General features: G+C 71.8%; 18 protein-coding genes. 5 read left to right on the forward strand and 13 right to left on the reverse strand.

The window, feature by feature from the left end:
* Positions 1-96: 96 nt before the first annotated feature.
* The 7 genes from ABT001_RS00440 to ABT001_RS00470 all read right to left on the reverse strand — a co-directional run bounded on the left by ABT001_RS00440 (position 97) and on the right by ABT001_RS00470 (position 8,896).
* Entirely contained in the window at positions 97-1,095 is a 999-nt protein-coding gene (locus ABT001_RS00440; RefSeq protein WP_351270109.1) for a transglycosylase family protein, read from the reverse strand.
* 107 nt (positions 1,096-1,202) lie between these two features.
* Positions 1,203-2,531 carry a cytochrome P450 family protein gene (locus ABT001_RS00445; protein ID WP_351270112.1) on the reverse strand — a complete coding sequence of 443 codons (1,329 nt, stop codon included), beginning with the start codon at positions 2,529-2,531 and terminating at the stop codon, positions 1,203-1,205.
* The gene (locus ABT001_RS00450; protein ID WP_351270115.1) at positions 2,528-3,523 is read right to left on the reverse strand and encodes a nucleoside triphosphate pyrophosphohydrolase; all 996 of its coding nucleotides are present in this window, start codon (positions 3,521-3,523) and stop codon (positions 2,528-2,530) included. The genes ABT001_RS00445 and ABT001_RS00450 overlap by 4 nt, the downstream gene beginning before the upstream one ends.
* A 43-nt stretch (positions 3,524-3,566) precedes the next feature.
* Positions 3,567-4,220 (reverse strand): SurA N-terminal domain-containing protein, encoded by a 654-nt coding sequence (locus ABT001_RS00455; protein WP_351270117.1) that lies wholly within the window; start codon positions 4,218-4,220, stop codon positions 3,567-3,569.
* Positions 4,221-4,353: 133 nt separating this feature from the next.
* Positions 4,354-5,916, reverse strand: a complete 1,563-nt coding sequence (locus ABT001_RS00460) for a serine/threonine-protein kinase (protein ID WP_351270120.1) — start codon at positions 5,914-5,916, stop codon at positions 4,354-4,356.
* Positions 5,913-6,587: a hypothetical protein gene (locus tag ABT001_RS00465; protein WP_351270122.1), complete on the reverse strand. Its 675-nt coding sequence runs from the start codon at positions 6,585-6,587 to the stop codon at positions 5,913-5,915. The genes ABT001_RS00460 and ABT001_RS00465 overlap by 4 nt, the downstream gene beginning before the upstream one ends.
* Positions 6,588-6,748: 161 nt before the next feature.
* Positions 6,749-8,896 (reverse strand): N-6 DNA methylase, encoded by a 2,148-nt coding sequence (locus ABT001_RS00470; protein WP_351270125.1) that lies wholly within the window; start codon positions 8,894-8,896, stop codon positions 6,749-6,751.
* 195 nt (positions 8,897-9,091) lie between these two features.
* Here ABT001_RS00470 and ABT001_RS00475 point away from each other — a divergent pair, with 195 nt between their 5' ends.
* Positions 9,092-9,907 (forward strand): DUF4352 domain-containing protein, encoded by an 816-nt coding sequence (locus tag ABT001_RS00475; RefSeq protein ID WP_351270127.1) that lies wholly within the window; start codon positions 9,092-9,094, stop codon positions 9,905-9,907.
* Positions 9,908-9,976: 69 nt separating this feature from the next.
* Here ABT001_RS00475 and ABT001_RS00480 read toward each other — a convergent pair whose 3' ends face one another.
* From ABT001_RS00480 to ABT001_RS00490, 3 genes are read right to left on the reverse strand one after another with little or no spacing between them, the layout of a single operon-like run.
* A complete protein-coding gene (locus ABT001_RS00480; RefSeq protein ID WP_351270130.1) occupies positions 9,977-10,303 on the reverse strand; it encodes a hypothetical protein in 327 nt (108 codons plus the stop codon).
* A gap of 25 nt (positions 10,304-10,328) precedes the next feature.
* Positions 10,329-11,081, reverse strand: coding sequence for an HNH endonuclease family protein (locus ABT001_RS00485; protein ID WP_502967390.1), 753 nt, complete (start codon positions 11,079-11,081; stop codon positions 10,329-10,331).
* Positions 11,082-11,131: 50 nt separating this feature from the next.
* Positions 11,132-11,998, reverse strand: a complete 867-nt coding sequence (locus ABT001_RS00490) for an SCO6745 family protein (RefSeq protein ID WP_351270132.1) — start codon at positions 11,996-11,998, stop codon at positions 11,132-11,134.
* A gap of 108 nt (positions 11,999-12,106) precedes the next feature.
* Between ABT001_RS00490 and ABT001_RS00495 the strand changes: the two genes are divergently transcribed.
* Positions 12,107-12,691: a TetR/AcrR family transcriptional regulator gene (locus tag ABT001_RS00495; RefSeq protein ID WP_351270135.1), complete on the forward strand. Its 585-nt coding sequence runs from the start codon at positions 12,107-12,109 to the stop codon at positions 12,689-12,691.
* On the opposite strand, the gene ABT001_RS00500 is transcribed toward ABT001_RS00495, so the two are convergent.
* Positions 12,660-13,457 (reverse strand): GntR family transcriptional regulator, encoded by a 798-nt coding sequence (locus ABT001_RS00500; protein WP_351270137.1) that lies wholly within the window; start codon positions 13,455-13,457, stop codon positions 12,660-12,662. The two genes, ABT001_RS00495 and ABT001_RS00500, sit on opposite strands and share 32 nt — an antisense overlap.
* Positions 13,454-13,996, reverse strand: a complete 543-nt coding sequence (locus ABT001_RS00505; protein ID WP_351270139.1) for a UTRA domain-containing protein — start codon at positions 13,994-13,996, stop codon at positions 13,454-13,456. Before ABT001_RS00505 ends, ABT001_RS00500 begins: the two co-directional genes overlap by 4 nt.
* A gap of 150 nt (positions 13,997-14,146) precedes the next feature.
* On the opposite strand from ABT001_RS00505, the gene ABT001_RS00510 reads away from it, so the two are divergent.
* The gene (locus tag ABT001_RS00510; protein ID WP_351270141.1) at positions 14,147-14,530 is read left to right on the forward strand and encodes an ATP-binding protein; all 384 of its coding nucleotides are present in this window, start codon (positions 14,147-14,149) and stop codon (positions 14,528-14,530) included.
* Positions 14,531-14,595: 65 nt separating this feature from the next.
* Here ABT001_RS00510 and mfd read toward each other — a convergent pair whose 3' ends face one another.
* Positions 14,596-18,126, reverse strand: coding sequence for a transcription-repair coupling factor (gene mfd, locus ABT001_RS00515; RefSeq protein ID WP_351270144.1), 3,531 nt, complete (start codon positions 18,124-18,126; stop codon positions 14,596-14,598).
* Between the two features lie 184 nt (positions 18,127-18,310).
* Between mfd and ABT001_RS00520 the strand changes: the two genes are divergently transcribed.
* On the forward strand, positions 18,311-18,553 hold the full coding sequence (locus ABT001_RS00520; protein WP_351270147.1) for a type II toxin-antitoxin system Phd/YefM family antitoxin: 243 nt from the start codon (positions 18,311-18,313) through the stop codon (positions 18,551-18,553).
* Positions 18,553-18,927, forward strand: a complete 375-nt coding sequence (locus tag ABT001_RS00525; RefSeq protein WP_351270150.1) for a type II toxin-antitoxin system VapC family toxin — start codon at positions 18,553-18,555, stop codon at positions 18,925-18,927. The genes ABT001_RS00520 and ABT001_RS00525 overlap by 1 nt, the downstream gene beginning before the upstream one ends.
* Positions 18,928-18,944 lie beyond the last annotated feature (17 nt).

An 18,944-nucleotide genomic window follows, 5' to 3' on the forward strand; every position in this document is an offset into this window, starting at 1 on the left:
CTCCAGTTGACGCAAAGAGACCCATGTCTCACTTACGCATAAGTGGACATAGGCCTCTGAACTGCCCCTGTTTTCGGGGCCTTTTTGCGCTTTTGATCAGTCGGCGGTGGTGGTCTCCGCCGAGTCGCCCGGCGCGTTCGCCCCGACGAGTCCGAGGTCCAGGCTCTGGCCGGGGAGGATCAGGTCCGGGTCGGAGCCCAGCTCGTCCTTGTTGGCCTCGTAGAGCGCGGACCAGCCGCCGGAGAGCTCCTGCGCGTCCGCGATCGCCCAGAGGTTGTCGCCGTCGCGGACGGTGTACGTCCCCTCGGCGCCCTCACGTGCCCCGGAGTCGCCGCGCGAGGCGTGGCGCCCGGAGTCCCGTCCGGCGTCCGGACCGGAACCGGCGTCCGCCTCGGGAGCCGGGGTGCCGCGGTGCTTCCCGCCGTTCGCCCCGTCGCCCTTCGAGTCGCCGGGCGTACCGGATGCCTCGGGAGACGGCGTCGCGGACGGCGAGGCGCCGGCCTCGCCCCGGTCCGTCGAGTCCTCGGTCGTGTCCTCGTCCGCGCCGCCCTCGGCGTCGCCGGAGCCCTCAGGGGCTTCCGAGGCGTCCGACTCGTCCTCGGCGCCCGCCGTCTCGTCCTCCGCGTCCGACGCCTCGGGCGAGGGGGTCCCGGACGGGGTCGCGGTGTCCGAGGGCTCGGCGGAGGGCTCGTCGCCCGGGTCGACGCCGGGCAGCCCCTCGTCCACGGCGAGCCCGGAGATCACCGAGCAACTGGACCACGCCTGGGGTCCCTTGTCGGCCAGCACCTTCTCCGCGACGGCTATCTGCTGCGAGCGGCTCGCGAGGTCGGCGCGGGACGCGTAGTCCGTGCCGCCGTAGTCCGACCAGGTGTCCTCGGAGAGCTGCAGGCCACCGTAGTAGCCGTTGCCGAGGTCGGCACTCCACATGCCGCCGCTCTCGCACTCGGCGACCCGGTCCCAGGTCGACGCGTCTGCGGCTTGTGCGCTGCCCGCGCCGAGCAGCGGGATGGCGATGGCCGATCCCGTGACGCCTGCGGCGACGACGATGGCGGGTGCCTGGCGTGGGCGACGGTGTCTGCCGGTCGCGGAGCCCATGGGATTGCCTTCCGTGTGACTGACATGTGTAACGGGTTGGTCGAACGGTGAACCTAGCCCTACTCGAACGTGTGTCACAAGTCGATGCAGCGGAGATCACGTGAAAGTCACAGAGTTGACAGGCTGTCACTTTCTGCGGCCGGATGTCCGGGATCGAACTCGACGGGAAGTGTGCGTAGTCCGCGCATGATCAGCCCTCCACGCCAGCGCAAATCGGCAGGTTCCGCAGCGAGCCGCAGGTCGGGGAGGCGTCTCAGCAGGGTCGCCAGCGCCACCCGGCCCTCCAGCCGGGCCAGCGGCGCCCCCAGGCAGTAGTGGATGCCGTGCCCGTATCCGAGGTGCTGATTGTCACTCCGAGCGAGGTCCAGGGTGTCCGCATCCTGAAATCGCTCCGGGTCGCGGTCGGCTGCGGCCAGCACCACGAGAACGGGGTCCCCCGCCGCGATGTCCTGTCCTCCCAGCGTCACGGGTTCGGTGGCGTAGCGCCACGTCGCGAGCTCCACCGGACCGTCGTAGCGCAGCAGCTCCTCCAAGCCCGTGTCGAGGAGGTCCGTCTCCCCGGCGGCCAGCGAGCGTTCCAGGCGTTCGCGCTGGGCCGGATTGCGCAACAGGGCGTAGGTGCCGTTGCCGATGAGGTTCACGGTTGTCTCGAAACCGGCGAAGAGGAGGATGAACGCCATGGCTGCGGCCTCGTTCTCGGTGAGGTGCTCGCCGTGGTCGCTCGCCCGGATCAGCCCGGAGATCAGGTCGTCGCCGGGGTTCTCCCGCTTCCGGTGGATGAGTTCGGCGAGATAGCCGCGCATCTTCTTGACCGACCTGGCCACCCCGCCCCGCGGCCCGCCGCCGTGCCGGATCATCATGCCCGCCCAGTCCCGGAAGTCGTCCTGGTCCTCGCGCGGCACCCCGAGCAGGTCGCAGATCGCGTAGATCGGGAGCGGGAAGGCGAAGTCGTGGATGAGGTCCGCGTCCCCCTTCTCGATGAAGTCGTCGATGAGGCGGTCCGTCAGTTCCTGAACCCGGGGCGCGAACTCCGCGACCCGGCGCGGGGTGAACGCCTTGGACACGAGCCGGCGCAGCCGGGTGTGGTCCGGAGGGTCGATGTTCAGCAGATGCGTCATCAGCTCCGCCTTGCGCTCCCCCGGGATGCCCGTCTTGCCCTTGGCGTTCGCGGAGCCCGCGTGGTGGGCCGGGTTCTTGGAGAGGCGGGTGTCGGCGAGTGCCTGCTTGGCATCGGCGTACCGGGTCACCAGCCAGGCCTCGACACCGCTCGGCAGGGCCGTGCGGTGCACGGGGCTGTGTTCACGGAGCCAGGCGTAGGCCGGGTACGGGTCGGTGGCGAACTCCCAGGTGAAGAGTTCGGGCGCTGTGTCGGGCACGGCGGGCGTCGCGTCGGGATGTGCGTCGGGCGCGGGGGCCGTCCCGGGGTCGTCGTTCATCCCTCGACGCCGTCCGCGGCGGTGCCGGGCGTCCCGAGCCCCTCCGCCGCCCGGATCGCGTCCCGGTAGGCGCGGGCGGCGGCCCGGAGGGCGGCCTCCGGGTCGGTGCCGACCCGTTCGGCCCGTACGGCGAGGGCGAGCAGCCGGTAGCCGATCCCCTCGCCTTCGGGGAGCGCCACGTCGAGGCCCGCGGCGCGGACCCTGCTGCCGAGCTTGGCCGCCAGTGCCAGACCGGGCTGGCCCGGCGGCACACCGTCGGTGACCGATTCCCGCTGCTTCTCGATCGCCTTCGTCCGCATCCAGTGCGCTCGGACGTCCTCCGGGGTCTCGGCGGTCTCGTCACCGAACACGTGCGGATGCCGGTGGATCAGCTTCTCGACGATCGTGGCCGCGACGTCGTCGAGACCGAACGGCTCCTCCTGGTCCTCCTGCGCGATGCGCGCGTGGAAGACGACCTGGAGCAGTACGTCGCCGAGCTCCTCCCGCAGTTCCGCGCGGTCGCCGTCCTCGATGGCCTCGACCAGTTCGTACGCCTCCTCGATGGCGTACTTCGCGAGGCCCTCGTGCGTCTTCTGCGAGGTCCACGGGCATTCCAGCCGGATCCGGTCCATGACCTGGACCAGATCGAGCAGCCGTGCGCCGGGCAGGTCGTACGAACCGGGCAGCAGCTCCAGGTCCGGCATCTGCACCCGGCCCGAACCGCCGAGCCGGGCCAGGCCGTCGGTCAGCGGCTGATTGCCCTCGCCGCCCACGAGCACCACCACGGTCCGGCCACCCGCGCAGTCGTCCACCAACTCCTCGGCCGAGGGAGCGGCGTGCTCGACGGCGACCCCCGCCTCGCGCAGGTACGGCAGCTGCGGGTGGTCCCGCTCGGTGCACAGCACCCGGTCGGCGCCGTGCAGGGTCTGCCAGGCGGGCCAGGACAACAGACCGGGGGCGACCCGGTGGCTGGCGGTGAGCAGGACGATACGACCGGGATCTTCAGCGTTCACGCCCCCGAACCTACCCCTGGGCGGGCATGGCCCTCCGTTCGGCTCAGGCCCCCGCCTCGGGCTGCCCCTGGACAGGGGTGACCTGGCTGATCCACGGGGCCTTGTAGGTGCTGAGCTGGATCTTCTGATCGTCCCAGCTGCCGTAGCGCGGGTTGACGTCGATGTGCAGCGCCTTCGACGCCTCGGTGAGCGCCTTCCCCACCACCTGCTGTCCCGCCGGGGTCTGCAGATCGGCGCCGAGCGCCTGGGCCAGCTTCGGGAGCTGGACCTCTTTGCGCAGGTCGTCCTCGATCTGGCCGGCGGCGACCCAGCGCTGCTCCAGCATCACCGCCTTCAGGCCCGTGTCACCGCCGTACTGGGCGGTGGCCGCCGCCCGGACCTGCTGGATCTCCTTACGGCTGACGCTCACCCCCGCGTCCTTCGCGGCACGGTCCAGGACCCGCGCGAAGATCAGGCCGTGCAACTTGGCGCGATTCAGCTGCCCTGACTCCTTCACCAGATCCTCGGACCGTGCCGACGTCTGCTGCGCGCTGCGGACGTCCGAGGCCTGCCGCTGGACCGTGGCCACGTCGATCCGGTCGCCGCCCACCACCGCCGCGGCGCCCGGATGGGCTTCGTTGCCACAGGCGGTCAGGAGCGGCGCCGCGACGAGCGTTGCGGCGGACAGGGCGAGCGCGGTGCGACGTCGGCGGTGCAAAGGAGCCTCCCGGGGAGAGTTTGTGCATCAGTGCACAAAGCCTTGCGGTGATCGATGTTAGGCAGTGGACGTGATTCGGGCCACTGCTTCGACCAACGATTTCCGGACCGGTCCGTGTGGGGTCGGCACCCGGTCACATGGAACCGCGTACGTCCCGGTGGTGGACCAGCTGCCGGCGGAGCTCCGTGGGGAGCTGGTGGTGGGGGCCGTAGGCGCGCTCCGTGTCGTACAGCAGGGCCTGCAACTGGGCGCGGCCCGCCGTGTGGTCGCCCACCGCGAGCAGGAGGTGCCCGATGCGGTGGCGGATGTCGAAGGCCCGGCCGGGTCCCGAGGAGGTCGCGTAGCCGTTCTCGTAATAAGGGAGGACGGCGCGGTACTCGGTGAGCGCGGCGGCGGCCTCGCCGAGCTGCTCCAGGCACTGCGCGGCGTCGTAACGGTAGTGCAGGGTCTGGGAGTCGGCGGGGCCCGCTTCCGCCGCGCGGTCGTCGGCGAGGCGACGGAGCTCCGGAAGGGCGCGGCGGTACTGGCCGTCGTCCATGAGCGTGGCCGCGTACTGCTTGCGCAGGATCCGTACGACCGGTGAGTGCTCGCCGTGCTCCTGGGCGGCGGCCGGCAGGATTCCGCCGAGGATGTCGACGGCCTGGGTGATGCGGCCCTCGCCGAGCAGCCGTTTCACGTCGTCGACGGCGCGCGCCACGTTCGGCCGGGCGGGCGGCTCCTGAGGCGCGGCGGGCGGCGGCTGCGGGACGGGGACGACGGGCGCGGGAGCGGGCACGGCCGTCCGGTCGGGCCAGGGGGCCTGCGGACGGAGGAAGGGCCGGGTCGGGTCCAGGGGTCCGGACGGTGCGCCGCCGGTGGGCAGCAGGGGCCGCAGGGACTCGTAGACCTCCTGGGCCGAGGCCGGACGGTGCTGCGGGTCCTTGGAGAGCAGCCGCAGGACGAGGGCTTCGAGCGCCTCGGGGACCTCGGGCCGGAGTTGGCGGACCGGGAGCGGCGGCTCGTAGAGGTGGCGGTGCAGGACACCCAGGGCGGTGGACCCGGCGAACGGCACGTCCCCGCTGAGCAGTTCGTGCAGGAGCACCCCGAGTGCGTACAGGTCGGTGTACGGGCCGACGGCCCCGCCCATCGCCTGTTCGGGCGCCATGTAGGCGGGGGAGCCGATCGGTGAACCGGTGTGGGTCAGGCGGGTGGTGTCGGTGTCCATGACCGAGGCGATGCCCAGGTCGAGCACCGTGACGGTGCCGTCCGGCTTCACCATCGCGTTACGGGGCTTGAGGTCGCGGTGGACGATCGGCACGGCGTGCACGGCGGAGAGCACGGCGCACAGCTGGGCGGCGATCGCCACGGCCCAGGGCCACGGATAGGGGGCGTGCTCGGCGAGGTGGTCGGCGAGGTCGGCGCCCTCGACGTACTGCATGACGAGATAGAGGTCCTCGCCGTCGCTCCCCGCGTCGTGGACGGTGACCAGACCGGGGTGGTCGACCTGCGCGGTGACCCGGCACTCGCGGACGAACCGGCGGCGCAGGTCGTCGGCGGCCACGCTGCCCGAGGGGCCCGCGACCCGGTCGGGACGCAGCAGTTTCACCGCGACCCTGCGGTCGAGGCGCTGGTCGTACGCCGTCCAGACCTGGCCCATGCCGCCCTGACCGAGGATGGTCGCCAGCTCGTAACGCCCGGCGATGACACGCCCGTTCACCGGTTGTCGCCCTCCTTGCGGAGGTAGTCGCTCAGCTCGTCGAGCTCGGCGCGCACCTGGTCGAGGCGCTGCGGAGCGGCGGTCCTCGGCGCGTCGGAGGGCCGCGCCGGAGGAGTGGCCGGGGGCGGTGTGGCCGCCGCGGGGCTCTGCCGCGGGGCCGGCGGGTAACCGTGGGGAGGCGTGGGCGTCGCGGGCCCCACGCGCTGCGGCGCGTAGCCGCCGTACGGGCCGGTGTACGGGCCGACCTGCGGACCGGCCTGCGGACCGGCCTGCGGACCGGTGTGCGGCCCTGCGTGAGGCGCGCCCCGCGACGCGCCGTACGGGCCGTAGTGCCGAATCTCCGCGTACAGGTAGTACGTGACCGTGCCGCCGAAGACGACCAGGATCCACGCCAGCAGGACGACCGCCTGCCCGTCCGTCATCACGTCCTCGTCCGAGGGCAACGCCCCTATGTAGGCGATGAGTCCGACGTTGAGCACCAGTACCAGACCGAACAGCCACCAGTCGCGCGGTCTCCGGGTGACGACCGCCAGTCGCAGCATGGCCGCCCAGGCGAGAACTCCACAGCTCAGCAGGGCGAGCGCGATGAAGAGCACCCGCAGCGTGATGAGGGTGGCCGAGGACGGACGACGCGTCGGCTGCTGCTCCGGCGGATAGCCGTAGCCGTGCATGTGCTGCTCCCGGGAGGGCGTTGATCGGACGTGTGCAGTGAGCGTATACACCGACACGGACAACCGGTTCCGGGTTGTGCTCAACCGTTGTGCTTCACGTCACTCCGGGGTCCTGTCAGGTCACTCGGAGCACCCTCACGTCACTGCGGGGTGCCCCCACGTCACTCCGGGGCTACCGAACCGTCCGTCAGCCCGTCGTACATCCCCTGCACCAGCTGCCCGCCGATCCGCCCCGCCGTGCGCAGCGCGTCCTCGAACGCGGCGAGGGCGCTGAACTGCTCGCCGTACGTCCGCTGTTCGGCCAGCGGCAGACGTGGCACCTGGAGACGCCGGGCGTCGAGCCGTGTCGCCGTGGAGGCGTAGCTGCTGGCCTGCCGGTTGTTGGCGGTGCCGCGCAGGAAACCGGCGAGGAACCAGGGGTCCAGAGCGGCCGGATCGGGGCGCAGCAGCTGGAGGTTGCGGCCGAGGACGGCACCCGCGGTCTCGTCGTCGACGACCCTGGCGACCGAGCCCCCGCCGAGTACGGGCACGACGACGTCACCCGGTTCCAGGAGGAGCGGGTCGTCGTCCGGTGCCGCGGTCTGCGTGGTGGGCGTGCCGCTGGGGGCCGTACCGGCGAGGACGTCGTGCTCGGTGAGGACGGGCGCCGTGCCCCCGCCGGAGCCGGTGCCGGTCCGCAGGCGCAGGGCGCCCGCGCGGGCGAGCTCACCGACCGTGGTGAAGGGCCGCCTGGCCGGTTCGCGGGGGGCGGCGGGCGGCGGGGTGAGCCGGGCCGTCAGCTTCAGGGTGGCGTCGAGCCGCTCCCGCACGCGGACGAGTTCGGCCGCTCCGGCGCCTGCGGCCCGGGGCGGCAGATGGCGGGCGGGAGCCAGGTCCACGTCGTCGTCGAGGAGTTCGATGACGGGGACGGACCGGCTGGTCCCGGGTCGTTCCTCGACGGGATCGCGGCGCCCCGGCACCTCGAAGGGGGTCCACGCGTCGAGCACCGTCCCTCGCACCGCCGGCCAGTCCAGCCGGTCACGGCCGGACTGACCGGCGGCCTCGGGTTCCGCCGCGTCGACGAGGAGCAGTTCGGGTGCCTGGGGCTGCTCGGCCCCCGGCTTGCGGAGGACCCAGATGTGGAGGGGGACGCCGTACGGAGGCGCCGCGCCGGCCGGGAGCGCGATGACGGCGCGCAGGGCACCGCGCCGGAGCAGGTCGGCGCGGATCCGGCGCCCCGAGCGGCGTGAGGCGGCGGCCGGTGGCATCAGCAGGACTGCGGTCCCGCCCTCGCGGAGATGGGCGAGGGCGTGCTGGACCCAGGCGAGTTCGGACTCGGTGCGGGCGGGGAGGCCGTACTCCCAGCGCGGGTCGTAGGCCAGGTCGTCGTGGCCCCAGTTGCGCTCGTTGAAGGGCGGGTGGCAGAGCACCGCGTCCACGGTGAGCCGGGGGAACGCGTCGGTGCGCAGGGTGTCGCCCGCACTCACGGCGAGCGTGGGCCCGTCGGCGCCGCCGCCCGTGGAGTGCAGGGCCAGCCGGAGCGCGGTGAGCGCCGCCAGGTCGGGATCGGCCTCCTGGGCGTACAGCGCGGTGGGCCCGTCGGCGGCGCACAGCAGGGCGCCGGTTCCGGCGGCGGGGTCCAGGACGGTACGGGAGGCCCGCTTGCCGCCTCGCCGGGCGGCGTCCCTGGGCTGCGCGAGGTCGGCCATCAGCTCGGCGAGGCCGGGGGGCGTGAGCGTGTACTGACGCGGGTTGGCGTCGAGTTGCCGGCCGAAGAGGAAGTCGAATGCCTGCTGGGCGCCGGTCTCCGCCGCCAGTTCGGCCGCGGCGCGCAGCAGGGGCACGGACGGGAGGAGGGCGGAGGCCGTGGGGGTGGGGACCGCACGGCCCGCGCCGGAACGGTCCGCCCCGGAACGGCCGGCTTCCGAGCGGTCCGCTCCGAAGCGGTCGGCGAGTACGTGGTCCATGGCTCCCGGCAGCACACCTGCCATCCGGGCGTCGGAGACGGCGGTGATCTCCAGCCAGGCGGTGGGCCTGTCCCGGACGAGCAGCAGTGCGCACCCCGTGTGGATCAGCGCGGTCACGGCGCCGTCCGGGTGGCCCGTCACCTGCTGCCACACCCGCTCACGCAGCGGGACCTCGGCGAGCTTGCCCTGCTCGCGCAGCCACCGCTCGACCTCGGGCAGTGCGAAGGACGGGCTGGACTCGGTGCCCCCGACCGGCTTCGGGAAGTCGGCGTGCCTGCGGCGCCAGTTGCTGACGGCCGCGCGCCCCACGCCCGCGAGCCTGGCGATTCCGGCCGCGGTCACCTCTGTCGAGTCATCCGGCACTGGCCTGTCTCCCGTTCCGCGCACGTCGGTGTCGCCTGATGTGTGGAGCCGAGCATACCGACAGCGCTCTTCGGTCGGTTCACAACCAATACCGTGTTGACTCGGTTCACAGCCTCTGGTCTTATTGACCCGCCGCACACCGATGCGGCGAAGTGATCCGCTCACACTCCCCGTCTTCATCGGAAGGGCACAGCCATGTCCCAGTACACGCAGCCGCAGCCCCAGCAGCCGTACGCCCCCGCACAGGCGCCGGGCACCCGTCCCGCCCGTAACGGTCTCGGTATCTCCGCGCTCGTCCTCGGCATCATCGGGACGGTCTCGGGGTTGATCCCCTTCTTCTTCTGGCTCGCGGGGATCCTGGGCCTCATCGCCCTGATCCTGGGCCTGGCCGGGCGTGGCCGCGCCAAGCGCGGCGAGGCCACGAACAAGGGGGTGACGACGTTCGGCGCGATTCTCGGCCTGGTCGCGCTGGTCCTGTCGGTCGTCGGGGCCGTCCTGACCTTCCAGGCCGTGGACGACGTGGTGACCGACCTCAACAAGGCGGTCGCCGACACGTCGGCCTCCGCGAAGCCCGCAGCCGGCGGCGGGGCGGCGGGCGGCGCCGAGGGCAAGGAGGACGACACCCTGAGAGCGGGGGACGCCGCGGCGTACGACGACGGCCTGGAGATCACGGTGGCCGCCCCGGCGCCGTACACCGCCTCCGAGTTCGCGATCGGCCACACCAAGGGCAACAGCGCCTACGAGGTCTCGGTGATCATCGAGAACAAGGGCAAGGAGAAGTTCGACGCGACGCTCCTCGGCGTCGACGCCCGCGCCGGTGAGGACGGTGTGAACGCCGAGCAGATCTTCGACGACAAGATCGGCGAGGGGTTCACCGGCACCACGGTCATGCCGGGCAAGAAGGTCACGGCCACGTACGCCTTCGACGCCCCCGCCGACGCCGAGAACCTGACCGTCGAGGTCAGCCCCGGCTTCGAATGGGACGCGAGCCAGTGGGAGCTGACGCTCTGACGGACGGACCGCACGAAGCCCCTACAGGGCCGGCCACCCCTCAGGGGACGGGCCGGCCCCCGGGCCGTCTCACACGACCGAGCCGACGACGAGCACCCCCGTCGGCACGAGCGTGAGCAGCGCCCCGGCCGTCCAGTACGCCCCGGGCGCCAGCGAGGACCTGCGCCTCACCCAGTCGTTGGCGAGCCACCAGATGATCCCGAAGACCCCCACCACGGGCACGATGACGACCAGCCACAGCATCATGCCGTCGTTCTCGGTCGGCTCCGGCCGCGTGAAGCCGGAGTCCGCGAGCCAGCCGTTCGACAGGAAGTACCACATCAGCCACACGGGCACGATGCCCGGCACTCCGAGCAACAGGTTCATTCCTACGGCCGTCAGCCGCCATCTCCACATGGGCCCCAGTATCGCCACTCGGCGCTCACCGCGCGGGCGCCTCGGTCGGCTCGCCGCCCACGGGCAGCTTCTGCTCGGGGCAGCTCGCCAACACCTCGCGCATGGCATCGCGTTCGGCGGAGGTCACCCACAGCCCGTACTTCCTCTTCACGGAGACCTGGCCCGCGACGTACGTACAGCGGTAGGAGGTGTTGGGCGGCAGCCAGGTCGCGGTGTCCCCTTCCCCCTTGCGGCGGTTGGTGGACGAGTCCGCCGCCACCAGATTGAGCGAGTCGTTCGCGAAGGCCCGCCGCTTTCCGGCGCTCCACTGCTGGGCGCCCTTCTGCCACGCATCGGACAGGGCCACGAGATGGTCTATGTCCACCTTGCTGCGGCCCCGCACGAACGCGATGCGGGTCCCGGTGTACGGATCCGGGTCGAGGACCCCCTGGAGCACCTTGCAACCGTCCGCGTCCCGCGCGACATCGGACAGCTGTTCCGCCAGTACGTCGTCCCGGGTCCCGCACCCGTTGCGGTCGGTGTCCGCCCAGGCGGACCCGAACTCGTCCCGGTCGTACCCCGTCTTCGGCGCCCGGCCCTTCACCACGAGCCCCTCGACCGCCTGAAGTGCCGTACCGGCGGCGGCCCGTGCGGATGGCGTCGCCGAGGGGCCCGCCACATCGGTCAGCGCGTCGCAGCCCGTCAGGGCCAGCGATCCGGTCAGGGCCAGCGTCAGCAACGTGGCCGGGCGGTAGCGGTGCGGGCGGGCCGGGCGGCGTACGGAAGGAAGAGGCGTCACGGCGGCCAGCGTAGGCGTCGGGCGCAAGGCCCCCGCCCCCCAGGGCCCGTTCAGACCTTCCCGATCCCCAGCGTCGTCTCGGACGGCAGGAGCCCGGAGCCGATGGCCTCCACCCACAGCGGGCCCAGCAACTCCACCAGCCGCTCCCGCCCTTCCGCCCCGAGCGCCACCCAGGGGCCCGCCGCGGCCTCGTCCGTGCGCCTCTCCACCCGCGCCCGCAGCGCCCGGCCCGCCTCCGTGGCGGACCCGTCCGCCGCCACCAGACCCCGGCCGGCCAGCCGCGCCCGGCCGGCCTCCCACTCGGCCGAGCTCCAGCCCCGACCGGCGAACACCTCGGGCGGGGCGGCGCCGACCGCCGCGAACGACACCAGGGACTCCACCGGATCGAGTCCCGCCGCGACCAGCGCCGCGACATGCCCGTCCCCCCGGTGCTCCCGCAGCACCGTGGCGGCCTGCCACAGCACCAGGTGCGGCTCCTCGGGCCAGGGCAGCGCGGCATTGGCCCCGGCGAGCGGCAGCCCCGTGACGTCCGCCGCCTCGGCGGCCCGGCGCGCCAGTGCGGCGGCCTCGGCGAACTCCGCACCCTCCACCCGGTCACCGAACAGCGCCCGGTACGCCCGGTCGACCGCCCTCGTACGCGCCACGAGCACCTCCTGCGGCTCCGCCACGTCCCACCCGGCCGGGACGTACCTGGCCACCATGGCCGGGCTGAAGCTGTGGAACACGGCCGTCACCCGGTCCGCGTCCACCGCCCCCAGCGGCGCCGCGCGCCATGCGAAGTAGGCGGGCCAGCGCTCGTCCGTGGAGTGTCCGAGGGCGGCGGCCTCCTCGGTCACCTGCGGCGCGTAGTAGAAGACGGCGTGCAGCGGCTCCAGCAAGTGCCACATCTGACGTACGTGCCCCAGCTCGTCGGCCATGTCCCCGGTCTCCCGTCGTCACAAAACTTGTCAACGCCTAGATGTAGATCCCAGCATGCGACCACCTCCAGAACTTGTCAATGACTAGATCTCGCGTACCGTGGGTCCATGAGCAGCGAGCGCACCTATCACCACGGCGACCTGCGGCGGGCGGTCCTGACGGCCGCGCTCGGCGTCATCACGGCCGACGGGCCCGACGCCCTGTCCCTGCGCGACCTGGCCCGCCGGGCCGGCGTCTCGCACGCCGCGCCGGCCCACCACTTCAAGGACCGGACCGGTCTGCTCACCGCCGTCGCCGCCGAGGGCTACGCGCTCTTCGCCGACGCCCTGGCCGCCGCCCCCGACCTCCAGGAACGGGGCGTGGCCTACGTACGCTTCGCCGCCGCGCACCCCGCGCACTTCCAGGTGATGTTCCGCCCGGAACTGCACCGCGCCGACGACCCCGCCCTGCTCGCCGCGAAGGCCCGCGCCACCGAGGCGCTGCGCGCCGGCGTCAGCGGCCTGCCCGACGCGGCCAGGGGCGAGGACTCCCGCCTCACCGGCGTCGCCGCCTGGTCCCTGGCCCACGGCTTCGCGACCCTGCTGCTCAGCGGCAACCTGACCGACGCCCTCGAAGGCCGCACTCCGGAGGAGGCGTTCCGGACCGTGGCCGGACTGACGTTCAGACAGGGCACCCCGGACCGTCCGCAGTGAACTCGTACTGCACCTCGTAGAGGTGACCGGCCTTGACCATCACCGTGGCCTCGACGGGGCGGTCGTGGTCACTGAAGACCACACGCAGGGTCCGCAGCACGGGCAGGTCACCGGGGAGCCGCAGCAGACCGTACTGCTCCTGCGTGGCCACCCGCGCGGAGACCCGGTCGACACCGAGCCTGGGCGGGTACCCCAGAGCGGCCAGAAGCGTGGGCGTACCGCCAGGGATCCTTCGGCGTTCCGTGAGCGCGGTTTTCTCGGCGATGTCCAGCGGGTAGTACGAGGCGACGAGTTCGGCGGGCTCGTCGTCGATCGACAGCACCTGACGTCGGAGGATCGCCGTATCTCCCGAACGAAGATTCAACGCCTCGGCCACGTCCGCCGGGGGCTCCGACTCACCGACGTCCACCAACGTGCTGTACGTCCGGGCTCCCGAGCCCGCCGCCTCGGTGAGCCAGCGGTACGGTTCCCCCTCAGCCGCCGGCGCCATGTACGAGGCAGGCCGCATCGTCCGCTGCCGATGGTCGCGAACCGTCACCGAGGCCCCGGGCCGACCGACCACCAGCCTCTCCTGTTTCAGGAGTTGCAAGGCCTTCTGGACCGTGGCATTCGCGGCGTCGAACCGCTCCTTCAACTGGGCGGTCGACGGCAGGCTCGCTCCAGGGACCAGGTCCCCCGACATGATCTGTTCCCGCAGATCGGCCGCGATCCGCTCATGGAGCGAACGACGGTCCACGGGCCCTTCTTCGCGTCCGGGCACGGTCATCCGATCCTGATCTCGTATCGCAAACCCTGGCCGCGCGAAGCCATGACCATCACGTCCGCCTGGATCGGCCGGCCATCGGCGGCCGACGTGAGCCTGGCCAGTTCGAGGACCGGCTCACTCGCACCCAGCGAAAGCGAACGCCGCTCGCTCTCGGTGGGCAGCCGGGCAGCCACGTCTTCGCGGGCCGTGACACCGACATGCCCGAGCTCGGCGAGCAGCCGCACAGCGCCTCCCTTGATCTTGGAAGTCACGGCCAACGCCGTCCCCCGGGCGATCTCCACCGGGTAGTAGGTGTGGGTCAGCTCGCACGGTTCACCGTCGAGATACATGATCCGCCGCCTCTCCACGACCGGCGCACCCCACTCCACGCCGAGCAGATCCGCCACCTGGCCGGGGGCCGCCACCTCGCCCGCCCCCAGGATCTCCTGCGTGCCCCGCCGCCCTCCGGCCGCCGCTTCGGCGGCCCACGCGTCCCCGGCACCGGACACCGGCGGCGTCAGATAGCGGGCGGACGTGCTGACCGGTTCTCCCTCACCCATGGGCTCCTCCTTGCCACCGACCGACACCATGGACCGTATCGATGCACACGGTAGGCGAAGCGATGCGACCCCAGAAAGGATACCTTGCCACCTTTCACGAAACGCAGTACGGTCGTCGCGTTACAACCCACGAGCAACGGGGTGACCACCGTGTCTCTGTCGCAGCAACGACGTTTCCCCCGGCGGGAGACGTCCGTCCGCGCCTCTCGCGACTTCGTCATCGGCGTCCTTACGGAGTGGCGGCTGACGCCCCTGATCGAGGACATAAGGCTTTGCGTCTCCGAACTCGCGACCAACGCCCTCGCACACGCGGTCCCTCCCGGCAGGGAGTTCGCCGTGCAGCTGAGCGCCGCAGATGATCTCGTGCTGCTGGAGGTCCGGGACAGCGGCGACGGTCTGCCGGCACCCCGGGAACCGGACGACAAGAGCTGCTCGGGACGCGGCCTGTATCTCGTCACCCAGCTGGCCGCCGAATTCGAGGTCGACCACCACGGCGTCGGCAAAACCGTCCGGGTGACATTCAAGAAGCCCTGACTCCGAGAGACGCGTCGGCCCCGCCGGTGAACACCGCGAGGCCGACGCGCGACAGATCCCGCCGTCTACGACCCCAGGATCGTCGTGAGGAACTCCCCGGTCCACGCCAGGAGTTCGCGCCCCATCACCGGCTTCCCGCCGATCCGGCCCGCCGTCGGCCGCGGCACCAGGATCTGCCGAGCGGCCGGCTTGAAGATCGTCTTGGGGTGCAGCCGCTTCAGCCGCAGCTCCTGCGACTCCCTCAGCTCCACCGGCGCGAAGCGGATGTTCGGCCCCTGCAGCACGATCTCGCCCACCCCGCAGGCCCGGGCCAGCATCCGCAGTCCCGCCACCAGCAGGAGGTTCTCCACCGGCTCCGGCAGCTTGCCGTAGCGGTCGGTGAGCTCCTCGCGGACCGCCCTGATGTCCTCCTCCGAATTCGCGGAGGCGATCGACCGGTACGCCTGCAGGCGCAGCCGCTCGCCCGGGGCGTAGTCGTGCGGGACGTGCGCGTCGACCGGGAGCTCGATCTTGACCTCCAGCGGCGGCTCCTCCTCGACGCCGCCGTCCACCGCCGCCCGGTAGTCCGCCACCGCCTCGCCGACCATCCGGATGTACAGGTCGAAGCCGACACCCGCGATGTGTCCGGACTGCTCACCACCGAGCAGATTGCCCGCGCCGCGGATCTCCAGGTCCTTCATCGCCACGTACATGCCCGCACCCATCTCGGTGTGCTGGGCGATGGTCGCCAGACGCTCGTGCGCGGTCTCCGTCAGCGGCTTCTCCGGCGGGTACAGGAAGTAGGAGTAGCCCCGGTCCCGGCCACGGCCGACACGGCCGCGCAGCTGGTGCAGCTGCGACAGGCCGAAGTTGTCGCCCCGCTCCACGATCAGCGTGTTCGCGTTGGAGATGTCGATGCCGGACTCGACGATCGTCGTGGAGACCAGCACGTCGAACCGCTTCTCCCAGAAGTCGACGACGACCTGCTCCAGCCGGCTCTCCCCCATCTGCCCGTGCGCCGTCGCGATCCGTGCCTCGGGCACGATCTCCCGCAGCCGCGCCGCCGCCCGGTCGATGGACTCGACCCGGTTGTGGATGTAGAACACCTGTCCCTCACGCAGGAGTTCACGGCGGACCGCCGCGCCGATCTGCTTCTCCTCGTACGGGCCGACGAAGGTGAGGACCGGATGCCGCTCCTCGGGGGGCGTCGTGATCGTCGACATCTCACGGATGCCCGTGACGGCCATTTCGAGCGTACGGGGGATGGGTGTCGCCGACATCGTGAGCACGTCCACGTTGGCCCGCAGCTTCTTCAGCTGCTCCTTGTGCTCGACGCCGAAGCGCTGCTCCTCGTCGACGATGACCAGGCCCAGGTCCTTGAACCTCGTCTCCGACGAGAACAGCCGGTGCGTGCCGATGACCAGGTCGACGGACCCGTCCTTCAGCCCCTCCAGCGTCGCCTTCGACTCGGTGTCCGACTGGAAGCGGCTCAACGCCCGTACGTTGACGGGGAACTGGGCGTACCGCTCGGTGAACGTCCCGAAGTGCTGCTGGACCAGCAGGGTCGTGGGCACCAGCACGGCGACCTGCTTGCCGTCCTGGACCGCCTTGAACGCCGCGCGCACCGCGATCTCCGTCTTGCCGTACCCGACGTCACCGCAGATCAGCCGGTCCATCGGGACGGACTTCTCCATGTCCTCCTTGACCTCGGCGATCGTGGACAGCTGGTCGGGCGTCTCCGCGTACGGGAAGGCGTCCTCCAGCTCGCGCTGCCACGGGGTGTCCGGGCCGAAGGCGTGCCCGGGGGCGGCCATCCGCGCCGAGTACAGCTTGATCAGGTCGGCGGCGATCTCCTTGACCGCCTTCTTGGCCCGCTGCTTCGTCTTCGTCCAGTCGGCGCCGCCGAGCCGGTGCAGGGTCGGCGCCTCGCCGCCGACGTACTTCGTGACCTGTTCCAGCTGGTCGGTGGGGATGTACAGGCGGTCCCCGGGCTGGCCACGCTTCGCGGGGGCGTACTCGACGAGGAGGTACTCGCGGGTCGCGCCCTGCACGGTGCGCTGGACCATCTCGATGTAGCGGCCGACACCGTGCTGCTCGTGCACGATGTAGTCGTCCGTCTGCAGGGTCAGCGGGTCCACGGATTTGCGTCGGCGGGCCGGCATGCGTCCCAGGTCCTTGCTGGCGGTGCGCTGCCCGGTCAGGTCCGTCTCGGTCAGCACGGCGAGCTTCAGGGCCGGGTCGACGAATCCGTGCTCGATGGCCCCGCACGAGACGTGGACGAGCGACGGAGTGAGCTCGGCCAGGTCCTGGTCGAGGCGGGCCGCGATGCCCTCGCCGCCGAGCACCTCGACCGTGCGGGAGGCGGGGCCCTGTCCCTCGGTGACGTACACCGTGCGCCAGCCCTCGGCGAGCCAGCCCTTGGTGTCGGCGAGCGCCCGGGCGGTGTCCCCCCGGTACGTCTCCGGGGCGTGCATCCCGAGCTTCAGGGTGTCCCCGTCCAGTTCCTCGTCGGCGGCGAACGGGGAGGTGGACCACCACATCATGCCCAGCTCACGGGCCCGGTCCCGGACGTCGGCGATGCCCCACAGGGAGGCCGCGCCGACATCGATCGGAGCCTCGCCGCCGCCGGCTGTGGCCGCCCAGGACGCCTGGAGGAACTCCTGGCTCGTCGCGACGAGGTCCGCCGCCCTGGTCCGCACCCGCTCCGGGTCGCAGACCAGCGCCATCGAGCCCTTCGGCAACACGTCGAGCAGCAGTTCCATCTCGTCGACGAGGACCGGAGCGAGTGACTCCATGCCCTCGACGGCGATCCCCTCCGCGATCTTGCCCAGCAGTTCGCCCAGCTCCGGGTGGGCCTCCGCGAGCGCCGCGGCCCTGGTGCGTACGTCCTCGGTGAGCAGCAGCTCACGGCAGGGCGGGGCCCACAGCCCGTGCGCGGCGACCTCCAGGGACCGCTGGTCGGCGATCTTGAAGTAGCGGATCTCCTCGACGTCGTCGCCCCAGAACTCCACCCGGAGCGGGTGCTCCTCGGTCGGCGGGAAGACGTCCAGGATGCCGCCGCGCACGGCGAACTCCCCGCGCTTCTCGACCAGCTCGACACGGGCGTACGCCGCGGCCGCGAGGGCGTCCACGACCTCACCCAGATCCGCGGTCTGCCCACTGCTCAGGGCGACGGGCTCCAGGTCGCCCAGCCCTCTGACCTGCGGCTGGAGCACGGAGCGGACCGGCGCGACGACCACGCTGACCGGGCCGGTCTCCGGGTCGTCCTGCCGGGGGTGCGCGAGCCTGCGCAGCACGGCGAGACGGCGGCCCACCGTGTCGGAGCGGGGCGAGAGCCGCTCATGGGGCAGGGTCTCCCAGGACGGGAACTCCGCGACGGTGTCGGGGGGCAGCAGCGTCCGCAGGGCCGCCGCCAGGTCCTCGGCCTCCCGGCCGGTCGCGGTGACGGCGAGCACCGTACGCCCCGCTTCCCGGGCCAGCGCGGCCACGGCGAAGGGGCGCGCGGCGGGCGGCCCGACCAGGTCGACATGGGACCGGTGCCCGTCGGCGGCGGCCTTCACCGCTTCGGAGAGCGCCGGGTCGGTGACGACGACATCCAGCAGACCGTGCAGGCTCATGTAGGGATTCCGTCCGGTGTGGCGAGTGAGCAACGCGAAGGGCCCGACACGTGGGACGGGCCGGGGGCTCCAGCCTACGACGCCGGGGTGTCACTCGCGCGAGGGAACGCCGTTGTCCGGACGGCGGCAGCGGGGCTAACCTTAGTCCGGCAGCTAGTCCACTCCGGACCCGAGCGAGGCGGTCATGGAAGCAGCCCGGCAGTACAACGTGCACGAGGCCAAGACCCATTTCTCCCGGATACTGCAACAGGTCGAGACGGGCGAGGAGGTCGTGATCAGCCGGGCGGGCGAGCCCATCGCGAAGGTCGTGCCCCTTCATCCGAAGGTACGACGGACCGGTCGGGGGTCTCTCCGGGGGCAGATCCATATTCCCGACGACTTCGACGAGTTGCCGGACGACATCGCCGAAGCCTTCGGGATGCGCTGATGCGTCTTCTGCTCGACACCCATATCGCCCTGTGGTGGCTCGATGACTCTCCCGAGCTTTCCGAAGAGGTCAAGGATCTGATCGACACGGAGCCTGCGGTGTATCTCAGTGCCGCGACCCCGTGGGAAATCGCGATCAAGCAGTCCGCCGGAAAGCTCCCAGGGTCTGCCGATCTGGCTGAGCGCGTCCGCGACTGCCAGTTGACGACCCTCGCGATCACGGCAGGACACGGCGTCAAGGCCGGCCGCCTCCCCCCGCTCCACCGGGACCCCTTCGACCGCATCCTCGTCGCCCAGGCCCAGACCGAAGGGCTGACGGTCGTCACCCGCGACAAGTGGATCCCCCAGTACGACGTGCCGGTCATGCACGCCTGACGACGGCGGCGGACGTG

It is taken from the genome of Streptomyces sp. NPDC002793, from assembly GCF_040295485.1.
Taxonomy (GTDB): Bacteria; Actinomycetota; Actinomycetes; order Streptomycetales; family Streptomycetaceae; genus Streptomyces.